At 51.2% G+C, this 16292-nt stretch carries 12 protein-coding genes; 7 read left to right on the top strand and 5 right to left on the bottom strand.

All coding sequences use genetic code 11. The annotated features are described in order from the left end of the window. Positions 1 to 8: 8 nt before the first annotated feature. The 3 genes from EDD53_RS10885 (at position 9) to EDD53_RS10875 (ending at position 2910) form a co-directional block, all read left to right on the top strand. Positions 9 to 1178: a GAF domain-containing sensor histidine kinase gene (locus EDD53_RS10885; protein ID WP_123793273.1), complete on the top strand. Its 1170-nt coding sequence runs from the start codon at positions 9 to 11 to the stop codon at positions 1176 to 1178. Then, entirely contained in the window at positions 1171 to 1599 is a 429-nt protein-coding gene (locus EDD53_RS10880; RefSeq protein WP_246002358.1) for a response regulator, read from the top strand. The genes EDD53_RS10885 and EDD53_RS10880 overlap by 8 nt, the downstream gene beginning before the upstream one ends. 168 nt (positions 1600 to 1767) lie before the next feature. Then, entirely contained in the window at positions 1768 to 2910 is a 1143-nt protein-coding gene (locus EDD53_RS10875; RefSeq protein ID WP_123793272.1) for a lytic murein transglycosylase, read from the top strand. 39 nt (positions 2911 to 2949) lie between these two features. Here EDD53_RS10875 and EDD53_RS10870 read toward each other — a convergent pair whose 3' ends face one another. Both EDD53_RS10870 and katG read right to left on the bottom strand, forming a co-directional pair. Next, positions 2950 to 4185, bottom strand: coding sequence for a GAF domain-containing sensor histidine kinase (locus tag EDD53_RS10870; RefSeq protein WP_123793271.1), 1236 nt, complete (start codon positions 4183 to 4185; stop codon positions 2950 to 2952). Between the two features lie 386 nt (positions 4186 to 4571). Continuing rightward, positions 4572 to 6749 carry a catalase/peroxidase HPI gene (katG, locus tag EDD53_RS10865; RefSeq protein WP_123793270.1) on the bottom strand — a complete coding sequence of 726 codons (2178 nt, stop codon included), beginning with the start codon at positions 6747 to 6749 and terminating at the stop codon, positions 4572 to 4574. A 99-nt stretch (positions 6750 to 6848) separates the two neighbouring features. On the opposite strand from katG, the gene EDD53_RS10860 reads away from it, so the two are divergent. Beyond that, positions 6849 to 7739: a hydrogen peroxide-inducible genes activator gene (locus tag EDD53_RS10860; RefSeq protein WP_123793269.1), complete on the top strand. Its 891-nt coding sequence runs from the start codon at positions 6849 to 6851 to the stop codon at positions 7737 to 7739. 119 nt (positions 7740 to 7858) lie between these two features. Here EDD53_RS10860 and EDD53_RS10855 read toward each other — a convergent pair whose 3' ends face one another. Then, complete coding sequence (locus tag EDD53_RS10855) at positions 7859 to 10903, bottom strand: efflux RND transporter permease subunit (RefSeq protein ID WP_123793268.1); 3045 nt, start codon at positions 10901 to 10903, stop codon at positions 7859 to 7861. Positions 10904 to 10909: 6 nt separating this feature from the next. Further along, positions 10910 to 11947 (bottom strand): efflux RND transporter periplasmic adaptor subunit, encoded by a 1038-nt coding sequence (locus tag EDD53_RS10850; RefSeq protein WP_246002357.1) that lies wholly within the window; start codon positions 11945 to 11947, stop codon positions 10910 to 10912. Between the two features lie 261 nt (positions 11948 to 12208). Here EDD53_RS10850 and EDD53_RS10845 point away from each other — a divergent pair, with 261 nt between their 5' ends. Beyond that, the gene (locus tag EDD53_RS10845) at positions 12209 to 12910 is read left to right on the top strand and encodes a TetR/AcrR family transcriptional regulator (protein WP_170162745.1); all 702 of its coding nucleotides are present in this window, start codon (positions 12209 to 12211) and stop codon (positions 12908 to 12910) included. Between the two features lie 55 nt (positions 12911 to 12965). Here the strand turns inward: EDD53_RS10845 and EDD53_RS10840 are convergent, their stop codons facing one another. Continuing rightward, complete coding sequence (locus EDD53_RS10840; protein WP_170162744.1) at positions 12966 to 13622, bottom strand: GntR family transcriptional regulator; 657 nt, start codon at positions 13620 to 13622, stop codon at positions 12966 to 12968. A gap of 146 nt (positions 13623 to 13768) precedes the next feature. Between EDD53_RS10840 and EDD53_RS10835 the strand changes: the two genes are divergently transcribed. Together EDD53_RS10835 and EDD53_RS10830 are read left to right on the top strand one after the other, a co-directional pair. Then, positions 13769 to 15223 carry an FAD-binding oxidoreductase gene (locus EDD53_RS10835; RefSeq protein ID WP_123793265.1) on the top strand — a complete coding sequence of 485 codons (1455 nt, stop codon included), beginning with the start codon at positions 13769 to 13771 and terminating at the stop codon, positions 15221 to 15223. A 48-nt stretch (positions 15224 to 15271) separates the two neighbouring features. After that, on the top strand, positions 15272 to 16231 hold the full coding sequence (locus EDD53_RS10830; RefSeq protein WP_211331612.1) for an MBL fold metallo-hydrolase: 960 nt from the start codon (positions 15272 to 15274) through the stop codon (positions 16229 to 16231). Positions 16232 to 16292 lie beyond the last annotated feature (61 nt).

The raw sequence follows: 16292 nt of genomic DNA, 5'->3' as shown, positions 1-16292 counted from the left end.
CTCGCACAATGCATTTTACATTAGAAGAACTCGGATTGGTTGATGCCGATCCAGAGGAAAGCTTCGACAATCTTACCAGCTTGGCGACGGAACTCATCGGGGTGCCAGTCGCACATATCTCGATTGCTGATTTGGAAAAAGATCGAATTTACTATAAAAGCCAAGTTGGCCATCCGCCTGAACTGGTCGACCTGCGCCAACTTCCGATGGGCATGACCTACTGTCAGCATGTCTATCTCACCCGTGCGCCAGTGATTGTCACTGATGCATATAAGCATCCTTTGCTGATCGGTACGCCAGCATTGTCGCCCGAGCAGCCTTTGGCCTATCTTGGTATCCCTATCGAAGCCCCAAGCGGTGAAGTTCTAGGGGGACTTTGCATGATGCAGCCTGACAAGCGCCTGTGGACCGATGATGAGATCGCGCGTGCCACAAAAATCGCGGGTTGTGTGTCTGATGTGGTGCGACTCAAGGCGGCGATGCTCACCAGTGAACGGCTGCGGCGCGAACAGCAAGAATTTACATACGCCATTTCGCACGACTTAAAATCACCAGCCAATACGATTGGAATGATTTTAGAAGAAATCAACGAAGACCGCGATAAACTATGTGCGGACAATCAAATCCTTGTTGACGAGGGTCTCGAAACCGTCGCCCGTATGGGACGGCATGTTGAAGATGTGCTGACATATTCTAGGACAGTCGGTGCCAAGGAAGATTTTGCACAGGTCGATCTAAATACGATCCTAAACGATGTCCTTCGAAACCTAAAAGCTGACATTTTGGCAACCAGCGCTCAGATTGAATGTGACCCCTTGCCGACCATCTATGGCTTGCAAAATCAACTTTTGATGTTGTTTCAAAACCTGATCGCCAATGCAATCAAGTTTCAAAAGCCGAACACGGTTCCGCAGGTCAAAGTATCCGTTGAAACGCAAAACGGCATGCACACCATCAAAGTGAGTGACAACGGTATTGGCATCCGACCTGAAGATCAGTCTCAGGTGTTCGGGCTGTTTTCGCGCTTAAACCTGAGGGAAACATATGGTGGCACTGGCATTGGGCTATCTTTGTGCAAACGGGTGGCGGAAAATCATCAAGCCGCAATCATGATAGAATCCAACGGAATAAGCGGATCTACATTTGCGCTGCAATTTGCGGAGAAAGTCGATGGATAAGCCTTTGCGCATCGGTACAGTCATGACGATAGATGATGATCGCGTTGATCAACTCTTGTACAAGCGGATCATAAAACGTTCAGGCATTGTTGATAATGTGTTGAGCTTCCAGATGGCCGAGGATGCGTTAGACTACTTGAGACGCCCAAATCGCGATCCGATAGATGTCATCTTTCTCGATGTGAATATGCCGCGAATGAGTGGGTTTGATTTCCTAGATGCTGCTGTACTCGAATTCGGTCCAGCCTTCACGGATTGTGTGGTGATGATGCTGACCACATCCCTCGATCCCGTGGATGTGCAGCGCTCAAAGAACTATAGTATGATTAAAGAATTCCTGAATAAACCTATGTGTGCCGCGCAACTCGAAATTGCTGCGCGCACTTTGTTCCAAGCCAAGCACAGTGAGATCATTGAATAGACCCTATGCTCTATGAATAGCCGCGAATTTCCGAGACACTTTCTGGGTTGATGCTTCGCTGCACTGAGCACTTTTAAGCCTGTCGTCTTGCAGGCATTGCTGCTGTCGTTGGCATGTTAGACCAATTGAAGTACGGTGGTCATCAAAACGAGCAGGCAGAGGCATAAAATGAATCTCACAAGACGTCATTTCGGAATTGGTATCGCAGCGCTCATCGTGACGGGCTGTAGTCCAATCAAGCCAGTAGGTCGCAGTGTTTCTAATGGCGCTGGACTATCGGCCGATCTTCGACCCGTTGCAAACCCTGCCTATGATGCTTGGGTCGCGGCGTTTCGCGGGCGTGCTGCCAGCTATGGCCTGTCACAATCAACGCTTTCCGCTGGGTTTCGCAATACAGGCTATCTTCCAGGTGTCGTGACCCGCGACCGAAACCAAACTGAATTCAAGCGCAGCCTAGAAGACTACCTCGCCATCGCAGTCTCAGAGGAACGGATTACAAAAGGAAGAACAGCCTTTGCCCGTCATAGGACAACGCTGAGCGCGCTTGAGAACAGATATGGTGTAGATGCAGAAATACTTGCGGCTATTTGGGGGCTGGAAAGCTTTTACGGCGAACGCCGTGGTGACGTTCCAGTTGTATCTGCCACATCGACTCTTGCATTTGACGGGCGGCGGGGCGCGTTTTTCGAAAAGCAATTGATCGCCGCGCTAAAGATCTTGCAAAACGGGGATATCACAGCGGATCGCTTGACGGGCAGCTGGGCGGGCGCGATGGGGCACACGCAGTTTATTCCCACATCTTATGAAGCCTTTGCAGTCGATTTTACAAATGACGGCCGGCGCGATATCTGGTCAGACGACCCCAGCGATGCGTTGGCATCAACCGCCGCTTACCTTGCGCGCAATGGTTGGACCCGTGGTGTAAAATGGGGAAATGAAGTCGGTGCGACAGTATCATCAGGCAATATTGTTCAACCGCAAGCCAACGGTCCGCGCTTTGCTGTGACTGGCAACTTTAGCGCGCTCAAACGATACAATAATTCGGATGCTTATGCGATCGGGGTGGGCCATCTCGCAGACCGTATTGGCGGCGCTGGCCCATTGCGAACAGCATTTCCGCCTGATGAAAACGGGATGACCAAGGAAGACCGCGTCGCCTTGCAAAAACGCCTTACGGCCGCTGGCTTTGACACGGATGGGGTTGATGGCGTGATTGGCCCGAATAGCCAAAAAGCAATCAGCGCCTACCAACGCAGCCGCGGCTTGCCCGTGACGGGCGTACCTTCGATAGAATTACTGCGTAGCCTTTGATATCTAGGCACCAGTTGGCAGATGTCTGAGCGTTTGCAATCAGGTGGACAGCAAGGGGATCTTGAAGCTGAAAGTCGTCACGTCACGTTCGCAAATGACCTCGACCCGACCGTTATGCGCTGTGGCGATTGACGATACGATATATAACCCAAGCCCCAAGCCTTCGCCTGCTGCGTGCACTCCGCGCTGGAAGGGATTGAACAAATCTTGACGTAAATCTTCAGGCACCTCGGGGCCGTTGTTCGCGACACTGATTTCGATCGCGTCTTCGGTTGCAAGGCCATGCACGGAAATAGGTGTGTTGGGTGCGCTGTACCGAACGGCATTCGACAAAAGGTTAGAAATCGCTTGCGCAACACGCGGCGCATCGCAACTGACTGGCCTATCGAAATTCAAATCCAGCGTGATCTCATGCTTGGGGTTTGCAGCACGGGCTTCTTCGACAACCTGCGTTACAGCTTCGGCCAGTGGAGCATTGGGTAGCGCAGTAATACGAATGCCGCCCCCTAATCGCGCCTTGGCGTGAAGCATGATGTTTTCGATCAAATCGTTCATACGGCGCAGTGAAGATCGCATCATCGGCAGGATGGTTTGCGCTTTTTCTGTCATCGGTTCGTTGCTTAGATGCCTGAAACCGACATCAAGCGCCGCAATTGGATTGCGCAAATCATGGCCTAGAACCGCAACGAATTCTTCTTGAATGCGACTTAACTTTCGCTCATGCGCGACCATGTCTTCTTGTGCCTCTAAACGCTCTTCTGCCTCAAGGCTTTGACCGATGATATTGGCAAACATTTCCAGCATCGCGATCGAGCGGGGTTGCTGCACATCGCGTGGTTCTGGGTCGATGGCGCACAGCGTGCCAAAGAATGTCCCATTGCTGCGAAGGATCGGGATAGAGGCATAGCTCACGATGCCGAATTTAGCTGCAATAGGATGGTCGCGATATGCGTCATCGGTCGCGGTGTCGTTGAAAACAACCTTGGTTGAAGTGTCGCGAACGTATTGACAAAAGGTTGACTCGATTTCGATCTCATCGCCTGGACGTAAGCCAAAGTTGACCTCATCAACCGTACGACAGGCCACCCAATGATCGTCGGTCACCCGTGCTACGGCCGCAAATCGCATATTCGTTGCCAACATTACGGTTTCTAAAATCGTGCCGATCAAAGCACTATCGGCCAGCATTTCGATATCGTTTTGGAACTTGTGCGTTCCTTCCAAAAAGGCAGCATGGTCCTGAATGGTTGCTTGCCGTTCGGCTAAATCATTCATTATGGCTTCCTCAAGCTTGGCTTTGCGATGAGACCTGCGCCCCATTTGATAAGAATAGTCGGCACGGTTCGAAAGTTACGATAGTGGGCTTGTTGCGCCGAGACAAGGCTCCGTCATGTGCCAATTGAGGCGGGCTGGGTGGGATGGAATAGCCCGCTTTGGGTCTAATCGAGTGGTCACCTTGTGGTTAACCCTCACAAACGCTGCTGGATCAGGGGAAGGGGCAGTTGCGCTTCATCGAATTGGGCTTTTGGATTGCGGAAATCGGATACGATTGCGGAGCATTCAAAAAGGCCCCCACACCGATCACGATCGCATGTGGGGGCCTACTTGTTTTTATGTGCTGTGCCGCTTTGGCAAACTTGTCTGCTCAAAGCATCGAAGCGTTACGCCAACAGATCAAATCGATCAGCGTTCATGACCTTTGTCCAAGCAGCAACAAAGTCGCGGATAAACTTTGTTTCATTGCCGTTTTGAGCATAGACTTCAGAGAAGGCGCGCAGAATGGAGTTCGATCCAAATACAAGATCTGCGCTTGTTGCAGTGTATTTCACTTCATCCGTTGCGCGGTCTTTCAGTACATATGTGCCACCATCGGCGGCAGTGGCCCATTTGTAGTCCATATCGGTGATCGTATCGAAGAAGTCGGTGGTCAGTTGTCCTTCGCGCTGTGTAAAGACCCCATGTTTAGATCCACCAAAGTTGGCACCAATAACACGAAGGCCGCCAACAAGCACAGTCATCTCAGCGGCTGTCAGTCCCAACAACTGTGCACGATCAAGCAATAGCTCTTCTGCCGATGTGCCAAAATCTGACTGCATGTAGTTACGGAAACCGTCTGCGACAGGTTCCAAAACTGAAAAGCTGTCAGCATCTGTCATCTCGTCAGTTGCATCGCCGCGGCCAGTTTCAAAGGGCACTTCGATTGAATGACCTGCCGCTTTGATGGCTTTTTCCACGCCAACATTGCCCGCCAAAACGATGACATCGGCAATAGATGCGCCAGCTTTTGCAGCGATAGGTTCAAGAACGCTAAGCACATTCGCAAGACGTTGCGGTTCATTGCCTGCCCAATCTTTTTGAGGTGCGAGACGGATACGCGCGCCGTTGGCTCCGCCACGCATGTCTGATGCGCGATATGTTCTTGCGCTGTCCCATGCTGTCGCAACCAAGTCGGCGACACTCAAATCGCTCGCTGCAATCTGGGCTTTTACTGCATTGACGTCATAATCCGTGTTGCCAGCAGGAATGGGATCTTGCCAGATCAAATCTTCTTTCGGCACGAATGGACCGTAGTAGTTTGCTTTTGGACCCATGTCGCGGTGCGTCAGTTTAAACCATGCTTTTGCAAAGGTTTCTGATAGGTAAGCTGGATCTTTGTGGAACTTCTCGCAAATCTCACGATAGACAGGGTCAACCTTCATGGCCATGTCCGCATCCGTCATGATCGGGTTGTGCTTGATCGAAGGATCTGTGGCGTCTGGAACCATATCCTCTTCTGCGATATCAATCGGTTCCCACTGCCAAGCGCCTGCGCGTGATTTCTTGGATTCCCATTCGTATTTGAACAGCAAGTCCAAATAGCCATTGTCCCATTGCGTTGGGTTGCTTGTCCAAGCGCCTTCAAGGCCTGATGTGTGGGCTGTATTTGCGTTACCGTCAAAGCCAGGATCGCTCCAACCAAAGCCCGCATTAATGACATCGCCATCTGCAGGGCCGCCCGTTACTTCGTCAGCCGCGAGACCGCCGTGGGCCTTTCCAACAGTGTGCCCGCCCACTGTCAAAGCAGCGGTTTCCACATCGTCCATCGCCATGCGTGAGAAGGTCATTCGCACGTATTTCGCGGTTTCAGCAGGGTTTGGATTGCCGTTTACGCCCTCTGGGTTCACATAGATCAACCCCATGTGTGAGGCTGATAACGGATTGTACAGCGAGGTTGCATCCTCCACGGATTCGACGCGTTCATCGGTTGGCGCTAGCATTTCACTGTCATGGCCCCAGTTGATGTCGATCTCTGGACCCCAGATATCTTCACGACCAAAGGCGAAGCCGTAGACTTCTAGGCCCATGTTCGAATAGGCCACAGTCCCAGCAAGAACCAAAAGATCCGCCCATGACAAAGCATTGCCGTATTTTTTCTTGACGGGCCAAAGAATGCGACGCGCTTTATCAAGGCTGGCATTGTCAGGCCATGAGTTCAGCGGTTCAAAACGGATGTTGCCAGTTGCTGCGCCACCACGACCATCACCAAGACGGTAAGATCCAGCTGCGTGCCAAGACAGGCGAATGAACAGGCCGCCATAATGACCCCAGTCAGCAGGCCACCAAACTTGGCTGTCTGTCAAAAGTTTATCAACATCGTCCCAGACGCCTTGGAAATCCAGCGCTTTGACAGCTTCGCGGTGATTGTAATCGCTGTCCATCGGGTTCGTTTTGACATCATGCTGGTGCAAAATGTCCAAGTTCAGCGTTTTAGGCCACCATTTCGCAGGATGGTTGCCGATTCCAGTGTTGCCACCGTGCATTACAGGGCAGCCGCCCTTGCTTGTGTTACTTCCGTCCATATTGCCTCCATGTGACATTTGTCTCGTTCTAAGTCAGGCTAACTTGCTATCTCTATAAATTCCAATTGATTATTCTTTTAAATACGATAACTTTTTCCTATGATTGGATTAACCCTCAAACACCTCAGATATTTCGATGCTTTGGCGCGCCATGAACACTTTGGTCGCGCAGCCGAGGCCTGCGGAATTTCCCAACCAGCTCTTTCGGTGCAAATTAAAGAATTGGAAGCAATGCTTGGATCGCCATTGGTTGAACGTGGGGCGCGGCGCATTCATTTGACAAGTCTTGGCCAGACTTTTTTAGTGCGAGCGCGCCAGATTTTAGTGCAAGTTGGTGAGCTGACCGATCTCGCGCGATCTGCTTTGGGGCCGCTGACAGGCGCGTTGCGCCTAGGTGTTATTCCAACTGTCGCCCCCTATCTTTTGCCGCAGGTGATGAGTTCACTGGCCGAAACCATGCCTGCACTTGAACTCTTTCCGCGCGAATCTGTGACAAAATCTTTGATCGCAGATTTACAAGACTCGCGACTAGACGCGGCGATTGTTGCTTTGCCGATATCAGAACCTGCGTTGCAAGAAATTGATCTGTTCGAAGAAGATTTTGTTCTTGTTCGCCCTATAAATGACATCGACAAACCCGTGCCCAGTCCGAAGGTTTTGCAGGACATGCGGCTGCTTTTACTCGAAGAAGGGCACTGTTTTCGCGATCAAGCGCTGAGTTTTTGCGATGTTTCAGTCGCGCGCCCGCGCTATCTGATGGAAGGCAGTTCGCTGTCCACCTTGGTGCAGATGGTAGGCTCAGGCATGGGGATAACGCTGATCCCAGAAATGGCAATTGCCTTAGAAACCCAGCGTGCAGATGTGTCGGTCGCGCGGTTCCAATCACCTAGCCCTTCGCGGCGTATCGGAATGGTTTGGCGCAGGACAACCCCATTGGCTGACAAGCTGACCGAGATCGCAAATATCGTGCGAAGGGCTGCCGCCACTTGAGTCTAAGGTTTCGAAGTTGTTGGGGTGATGGCAGCTGTGTTTGAGTAAAAAAACGGGGCCAGCAGCGTGCTGACCCCGTTAGATTTTTAGTGCGGCTTTGCGCAATTCTGTCAGCCAACTTAGGCCGCAGCTGCCTTTTCTTTGGCATCAGATTTGGCGAACAGCAGGTAGTACAGCACAGGTGCGGCGATCAATGTTAGCACCGATGCAAAGGCCAAGCCGCCCATAATCGTGACTGCCATAGATTTGAAAAAGGCATCACTGATCAGTGGCAGCATCCCCAAAATCGTTGTCGCGGCTGCTAAGAATACTGGGCGCAAACGCGATGTGCATGCCGAAACAATAGCATCGGTCAGTGACATTTCAGGCGAAGCTTCGCGGGTCAAATCGATTTCCTCGACCAATACGATGCCGTTTTTGATTAGCATGCCTGATAATGACAAAAGCCCCAGCAAAGCCGTAAAGGTAAAGGGAATTCCCGTGGCCAAAAGCCCCAAGCTGACACCATTCACGGACATCGGCACAAGCAGCCAAATGATGATTGGTTGGCGCAAAGCGTTGAACAACAACACGGAAATCAGAACCATGATGATAATACTAAAGGGCAATTGTTTCCCAAGTGAGGCTTGCGCATCGCTTGAACTTTCCAATTCCCCTCCCCATTCCATCGAATATCCGTCGGGAATGGTCATGGCTTCAATAACCTCTTGAATCTCGGCTTGTACTTCTGCTGCTGTTAAGTCACGCGGGATATCCACGCCAACAGTGATGACATCGGCCCGATCACGGCGGAAGATCAGTGTATCTTGGGCCTCGAATGTAAAGCCGTCAATGACTTGCATCATAGGTACGAAGCCCTTGCCGCTTTCCGAGTAAATGACGTAATCGGTTAAGGCGATATCGTCCTGCGGAGCGCGCAATACGATGGGCACTTGGCGGTCAGCCTCACGGAAGGTGCCTGTGGGCAAGCCTTCGACCGCGAACTCAAGTGTTCTTGCAATGTCTGATCGTGAAATCCCCGCATCTTGTGCGCGATCATCTGCGTAGATCGGGCGCAAAACCAGTTCACGTTCACGCCAATCTTGACGAGGTGTGAGGATGTTTTCGGATGCATTTGTCATCCGCTCGATGGCTTCATCTGCCAAGTCGCGCAAAATATCAGCATCTTTACCGTAGAACCGCACTTCGATGGGCGCGCCGCTTCCTGGACCGAAAGCCAAACGTTTTGCGCGGAATTCACCTTGTGGAATGGCCTCAGCGGCATAGGCTTCTAGCGCATCCATTTCAGCTTCGATGACATCCAAAGATGATACACGAACAATCATATGCCCGTAACTTGGGTTAGGATCTTCAGAATTGTAGGTCAGCATAAAGCGTGAAGCGCCCATGCCGATAAAAGAGGTGGCTGTTGTCACATCTTCACGCTTTTCCAACCACTCTTCCAGCACAGCAATATCGCCTGATGTCTGGTGAATAGAAGCCCCTTGCGGCAGCTTGTAGTGAACAAAATACAATGGCGTGTTGCTGTCGGGAAAGAACTGTTGCTTGATCTGGCCAAACAGCGCGTAGCAGACCACCGTCGTCACAACCAAAGCTGCAACAACGAGCCAACGTAGACGCAAGCACAGCCGCAGAACTTTGGCGTAAACTTGGAACAAAGCGCCATTGTACCCAGTGTCGGTTTGGTCGGCTTCGCCTTGTTTGAAAAAGTAGTGGCCAAGCAAAGGCGTGACTGTGATGGCGAGCCCCCATGACAAGAGCAGTGACATCCCGATCACGGCAAAGAGTGAAAATAAGAATTCACCAGTTGAATCAGGGCTCAGGCCAATGCCCGCAAATGCCATGATACCAATAATCGTCGCGCCAAGCAGAGGGATTTGCGTCTTCTGCGACGCTTCAGTGGCCGCATCACGCGATGACTTGCCGTTGCGCATCGCAATTTGCATGCCTTCAGCAACCACAATCGCGTTGTCGACCAACATCCCCATAGCAATGATAAGTGCCCCGAGAGAAATCCGTTCCATTTCAATGCCGCCTAGCGCCATGAACAAAAGCGTTCCGACAACAGTCAGCAAGAGTGTCGAGCCCACAACAACCGCGGCTTGCCAGCCCATGAAGATGGCGAGAACGACCACAACGATCGCCACGGACATGGCAAGGTTGATCAAGAATGCATTTGAAGCATCTTCAACGACAGTATGCTGCTGGTAGATCGGTTCGATTGAGACACCCAAGGGAATATCGACACGCAGTTTTTCAAGATGCGCATCGACACGTTTGCCCACCTCAACAATGTTTTCGCTGGAAATACCCGCAACGCCCAAGGTAAAGGCCGCAACCCCATTGTGACGCACGATGAGATCGGGGTTGGTTTCTTGCGTACGGTAGACATTGGAAAAGTCGTCAAGTGTTACCACCTTCCCACCGATACCCACTGAGAGGGACGCAATTTCTGCTTCGCTATCAGAACCATGTGGGCGCTGGACAATAGTGCGCCCTTCGGATGTTTGAATTTGGCCTGCATCGACCATTTCATTCGCGCCTGAAATCGCGCCTTGAATGACCGAACTTGAAATGCCCAAAGAGGTGGACAGCGCAAGGTCAGGTTCCACAAAAATCACTTCATTGGGCACCCCCGACAGCGCGACATCTGAAACGCCTTCAACACTTAACAGTTCGCGACGAAGATATGCGGAAAGATTATTGATCTCAGCGTTGGAAAATCCAGGTGCTGTGACGGCAAAATACATGCCGTAGACGTCGCCAAAGCTATCGTTCACAAAGGGTGTGGATGTTCCGCTGGGCAGGGCCGCACCCCCTACACGGTTGCGTAGTTTTGTCCAAATCGCGGGTAATTCAGTGCCGCCATATTGATCGCGCATATTGACGGTGATCCATGACAAACCCGGTTGGTTCATGGTCTGGATGTCGTCGACTTCGCCCATTTTCTGAATTTCAGATTCAATAGGTTCAGATACTTCAAGAGCAACTTCTTCAGCTGATGCACCAGGATATTGCGTGACCACGATGGCAGTCTTAATGGTAAAGGCTGGGTCTTCGAGGCGTCCAAGTGAGTTAAAACCCCAGATGCCACCAAGCAGACAGATCAGCATAATGATCCACGTGTAGATGGGTCTGTCGATGGATGTGCGTGCGATATTCATGACAGCTTACTCCTCGAAGCTGATGAAACGGCGCACAGTGTCGCCATCACTCAAAGCATTTGCGCCGATAATGACGATTTCTTGGCCGTCGCTCAAACCAGACAGAATGCGGACTTTGCCTGTATCTGTTGGAGTGATTTCAACAGGGGTTGTTGTCACAGTGCCCTCATTCGCGCCCGTGGGGTCGAATACCATCACGCTGGTTGAACCGTCATTTTCTGTAATGATCGCAGAAGCTGGAACAATGATGCCTTCTTCACCAGTGCTGAAATAAACCGTCACTTTAGCAGAGGCACCAGGCAAAATGTTCAGGCCCTCAGGTGGCGTCATACCAAGAGTGATGCTGTAGGTTTGACCAGTTTGTTCTGTTTCAGCATTGAATTCGCGCAGCTCAAGTGGAAAGGCTTTGTCAATTGATGGGAATTGCGCAGTCACGTTCAGCGATTGACCAGGACGAACGCTTTGTACCAAGGTTTCAGGCACATCAATTTCGATCCGTAGATCGGACATGTCATGCAAGCGCACGACCGAAGTGCCAGCAGCAACGGTGGAATAGTTTGACACGATGCGTGCGGCAACAATCCCATCAAACGGCGCATGCAGTGTGGTTTGCTCAAGGTTGCGCTGGGCGGTTCTCAAGGCAATTCCTGCCAGTTCGGCATCAGTTTCGGAGTCTTGCAATGTGGTTTCCGTGACCGAGCTTCCCGCCAGTTCACGGTAACGTTGTGCTGTGCGATCCGCTTGAACCTTTTGGGCTGTCGCTTGTTCGAGCGCCAATTCAAAAGGCTCTTGATCCAATTGCGCTACCAATTGACCTGCTTTAACCGCAGTCCCCTCTTCGACGGGATATTCGACGATTTGACCACCGACTTGAAACGCAAGATCTACTGTTTCGCGCGCAACAACGCGCCCAAAGAACACGCGTGGTACTTCGGCTGAATTTGAAACCACTGTTTCAAGTTTGACGTTCGGTGATTGGGCGTTGCCCGTTGTGGGCAGGGCGCAGATGCAGGCCAATAGTGCAGTCATGAGATGTTGTCTCATTGAAGATTCCTTTGTGTGCTTCGCCATAGGCGGGACTTTGCCCGATGAAGTCTTAACAAAACGACCCACCTCACGCTCTTGAAGTGGATTTGCACAAGCTGCGACCCGCACTCATTTGGTGCGCCGCCGCTATGCCTAGCAATGAGCCAAGACCTCAGTCGGAATAACTTGCTTGTGAAGTGACATTTTTGTCAATTTGATGCAAGTGTCATTTCCAACCTCACGAAAATGTGCTATCTGCGAGAGCCAAGGGAGATTCTGATGTCAGGCGATCAAGAAACAGATCATCGTAAACGGGTAGGGGCGGATCGACGTGCCAAAACGCGCCAGCGTTTAATTGAAAGTGCCATGCCTGTCTTTGCGCAAAAAGGTGTTGGCGCGTCTGCTATTGATGATGTCATTGCAACAGCAGGTGTTTCCCGTGGTACTTTCTACAATTATTTTCAAAGCAACAGAGAATTGCTTTTGGCCGTAAATGATCAGCTGCGCGACGAATTTATCGCGCTGGTTCATGACGCCGTAGGTGATTTTGAAGATCCCGCTGAAAGAATCGCAGCGAGCATTGGATTGATGATCCAATTTGCGCGCAGCAATCCGTTGTTGGCCAGTTTCATAACCCAAGTTGGGCTTGAAGCTGCTGGACCTGAACGCTTGATCAGCGGCTACATGGCGCGGCAAATCCGACAGGGCATTGATCAAGGCCGCTTTGTTGACGGTCCTTTGAATGTCGCACTCGATATGGTTGCAGGGGCAACTCTTTTTGCATTTTTGCGCGTGAGTCTGGGCGAGGCGTCCGATTCCCATGGATCACATGTGGTCACCGCTATCTTGCGCGGCCTCGGCCTATCCCCCGATGAAGCAGCGCAGATTGCACAAAAACCCTTGCCCGAAATGGATATCACGGCAGCCTGTTCGTTGGTTCAAAGCACCATCAATGCAAAGTCATCAATAGATCAAGATTAGCGCAGTATTTGCGTGTTTGTGGTGTTCCGCAAATCGATGCCACAGGCCCACTTGGTTATCCGAGCTGCGCTTCAAATACATGATCTGATAGGTGGCGGATATGAGACGTGCACAAAGCTTGAGCGCGGCCCACATCTCTCGCGGCACAGGCTTCTATGATCTGCTGGTGCTGCTCCATGGATCTGTCTAGCTGAATGCCCGTAATGGTAAACAGATGCGTGCGCAGCGCCATGATGGGGCCGATTGTAGTTTCATAGACTTTTATCATCGAACTATTGCCGCTGTGTTTGATGATGGCACGATGAAATGCGAGATCACCACGGGAATAATTTATGGTGTTTTCGGCACTTACAGCGTTTTGCATATGGGTGAAACTGGCTTTGAGGTCTTTCAAAAGGCGGGCGTGGTTGCGTTCGATGGCAAGAGCCACACAGGCGGTTTCCAACAGGGTGCGGTGTTCACATAAATCGCGCGTTAGGTTGTCGTCAGGCGAAAAAACAAAGGTCCCGCGTTTTGGAAAAACACGCACAAGCCCTTCAGTTTGCAACAAAACCAAGGCTTCGCGCACAGGTGACCGACTGACTTGCAATTGATCTGCTAGTTTTTGCTCCGATAGCTTCGTGCCAAGAGGGAATTCCCCTAGGATAATCGCTTCGCGTAGGCGCTGCGCGGTTTGTTCGGTAACGGATGTTTGTAACGGGATCGGGTCCATATGCCTGCACTTGAGATAAAGGTCAGATACTTTGTGGCCTAGGGTCATGGTTTGGTCAATGTTAATTGACAGCCTGCACCACCATGTAACATGGTAGTTTTGAGCGCGACTCAATCAACGACTGATCAAACCATAGGACAAATTGAATGCCTGATACGATGGACCAAAAGCACGCAGATTTTTTGAATGATTGTGTAAAAGTCCTTGGGGCGTCACATGTGATGCTTGGCGATGACGAATTGGCCGCACCTTACCGCCAAGACTGGACAGGCTATCATTCTGGCACTCCGCTCGCAATCGTGCGCCCTAAGTCCACAGATGAAGTGGCACAAATCGTTGCCCTATGCCACGCCTTTGGTGTTTCAATCGTGCCATCAAGCGGGCGCACGGGGCTGTGCGGCGGCGGGGTGTCCTTGCCTGACGACAAAAGCCTGATCCTATCGCTAGAGCGTATGAATACGATCCGAAATCTCGATCTTGATGGGCGCAGCATGACGCTGGAAGCGGGCGTTATTTTGCAAAACGCTCAAGAATGCGCAGCCGAAAACGATCTCGTTTTTCCGCTCACATTTGGCGCACAGGGAAGCGCTATGATCGGCGGCGCTTTATCTACAAATGCAGGGGGATCGAATGTTGTCAAATATGGCACCACCCGTGAATCCTGCATCGGCATCGAAGCTGTGCTGCCAGATGGATCAATCATCAACGCGCTCACAGGACTGCGCAAAGACAACACGGGCTATGACTTAAAAAACCTTTTGATCGGCGCTGAAGGTACTTTGGGCATTATCACGGCTGCGGTTTTTAAACTTGCCGCAATGCCACAAGCCCGCACAACGGGCTTTTTGTCCTTGGCCGCTTTGGCCGACGCGCCCCGCGTTTTGAATGCTTTGCAAGATCGCACAGGCGGCGCAGTGGAGGCCTTTGAATACATGCCAGATGTGGCCATCGATGTGATCTGCCACGCTTTTCCAAACACAAAGCGCCCCTTGGAAGCGCCTGCTAAGACAGGAATATTTTTCGAAGTGGGATCAAATCGCAAAGATGACGCACAGCCCGGGGAAGAGGGGGAAACCCGTTTGCAAGATCTGGTGTTTGCCACCTTGGCAGAGCTGATGGAAGACGAGGTTGTCGTGGATGCGATGATCGCTCAATCAGAACAGCAGCGGATTGATCTTTGGACAATGCGCGAATCGATCCTTGAATCAATCACCGAAAATGGACCAGCCTACTTTTTGGACATTTCGTTGCCTTTGGCTGTGATCCACGATTTTGTTGCTGAGATGGATGTCAAAATGGCCGAGCTTGGGTTTCAACCCATTACTGTAGGACACCTCGGGGATGGCAATCTGCATTACACGCTTTCCGCTGCAAAAGGCAAAAACTGGGATGAGTTGCCTTTGGAAGCGGCCAAAGACTATGCGTTTGAGGTGTTGTCGCGTCTTAACGGATCGTTTTCAGCAGAACACGGCATTGGTCAAAGCAAACTTGACGTGATGCTGAAGCTAAAAGAGCCCAGTCAACTGGATGCTATGCGGTTGATTAAACAGGCTCTTGATCCTCAAAACTTGATGAATCCAGGAAAGTTTATTCCAGTGTAATGCACAGAATAACCGCGCATTTTGCGCAGTCTAAAGGGAGGAAGACCGATGAAATTTAAGATTGCAAAAGGGGTGGCACTTGCCTTGGCCATGGGAACCGCCATGCCAGCTTTTGGTCAAGCGCTGTTTGATGGATGTCCCTCAGGGCCGATCATGGCGAAGTTCGGTGAATTTGGCCGTACAGGTCAAATGCCACCAGATCTCGGGAAATGGCTCGGCACACCAGAGGCGCAAATCCAAGACACATGGGCGCCCTTTGATAATGTTGACTATGTTGGCATTTGTTGGGTGTCATCGTGGTTGGTACACACGACGGAAGGCACCGTGTTGATCGACACACTTTATGGTCCTTTTACCAAGCCACTGCTGGAAAATATTGCCAAAACGGGCACTGATCTTGCTGATATCAAATATGTTTTGATGACCCATGGTCACTTTGATCACGTGGGCGGGGCGGCGGCTTTGAAACCGCTTTTGCCAAATGCGACCTTTGTGATGACGCAAAAAGGCTGGGATGAAGCCGCCAAAGATGCCGCAGCATCGCAAGGTGGGCGCCGCGCTTGGGATATGATCGAAACTGATCTGGTTGTCGCCACGGATGACAAAATCACCTTGGGCGACAACATTTTTACGGCGCTGGAAACTCCCGGTCATACTTGGGGCACGGCGTCTTACATGTTTGACGTTCAAGATGCAGGTGAAACCTATCGGGCGGTCACAATCGGGGGGCTGGGCCTGAATGCAATCGAAGGCCCATCGCAGGTTGAGGCCTTTATCGAAAGTCTGGATGACCTGAACGAACGTGCTCAAGATAGTGACGCAGGCATCGATGTTCACCTGACCACGCATGGATTTTCTAATGGTCTAAATGAAGATCGTCAGGCTTTGGCAGAGCGCGCCGAAGGCGATCCACATGTGATGGTTAATCGCCAAGGTCTATTGGATCAAATCGCAACGCTACGATCTGGCGCTGTCGAGCGTTTAGAAATTGAGAAAAGCAAACAATAGATCGCGTCAGTCAGGCGTAGATGTAAAAAGCCCCGTAGAAATTTTCTGCGGGGCTTTTTCT

This window comes from Pacificibacter maritimus, assembly GCF_003814915.1.
GTDB lineage: Bacteria > Pseudomonadota > Alphaproteobacteria > Rhodobacterales > Rhodobacteraceae > Celeribacter > Celeribacter maritimus.
This window is presented reverse-complemented; position numbering and strand designations above follow the sequence as displayed.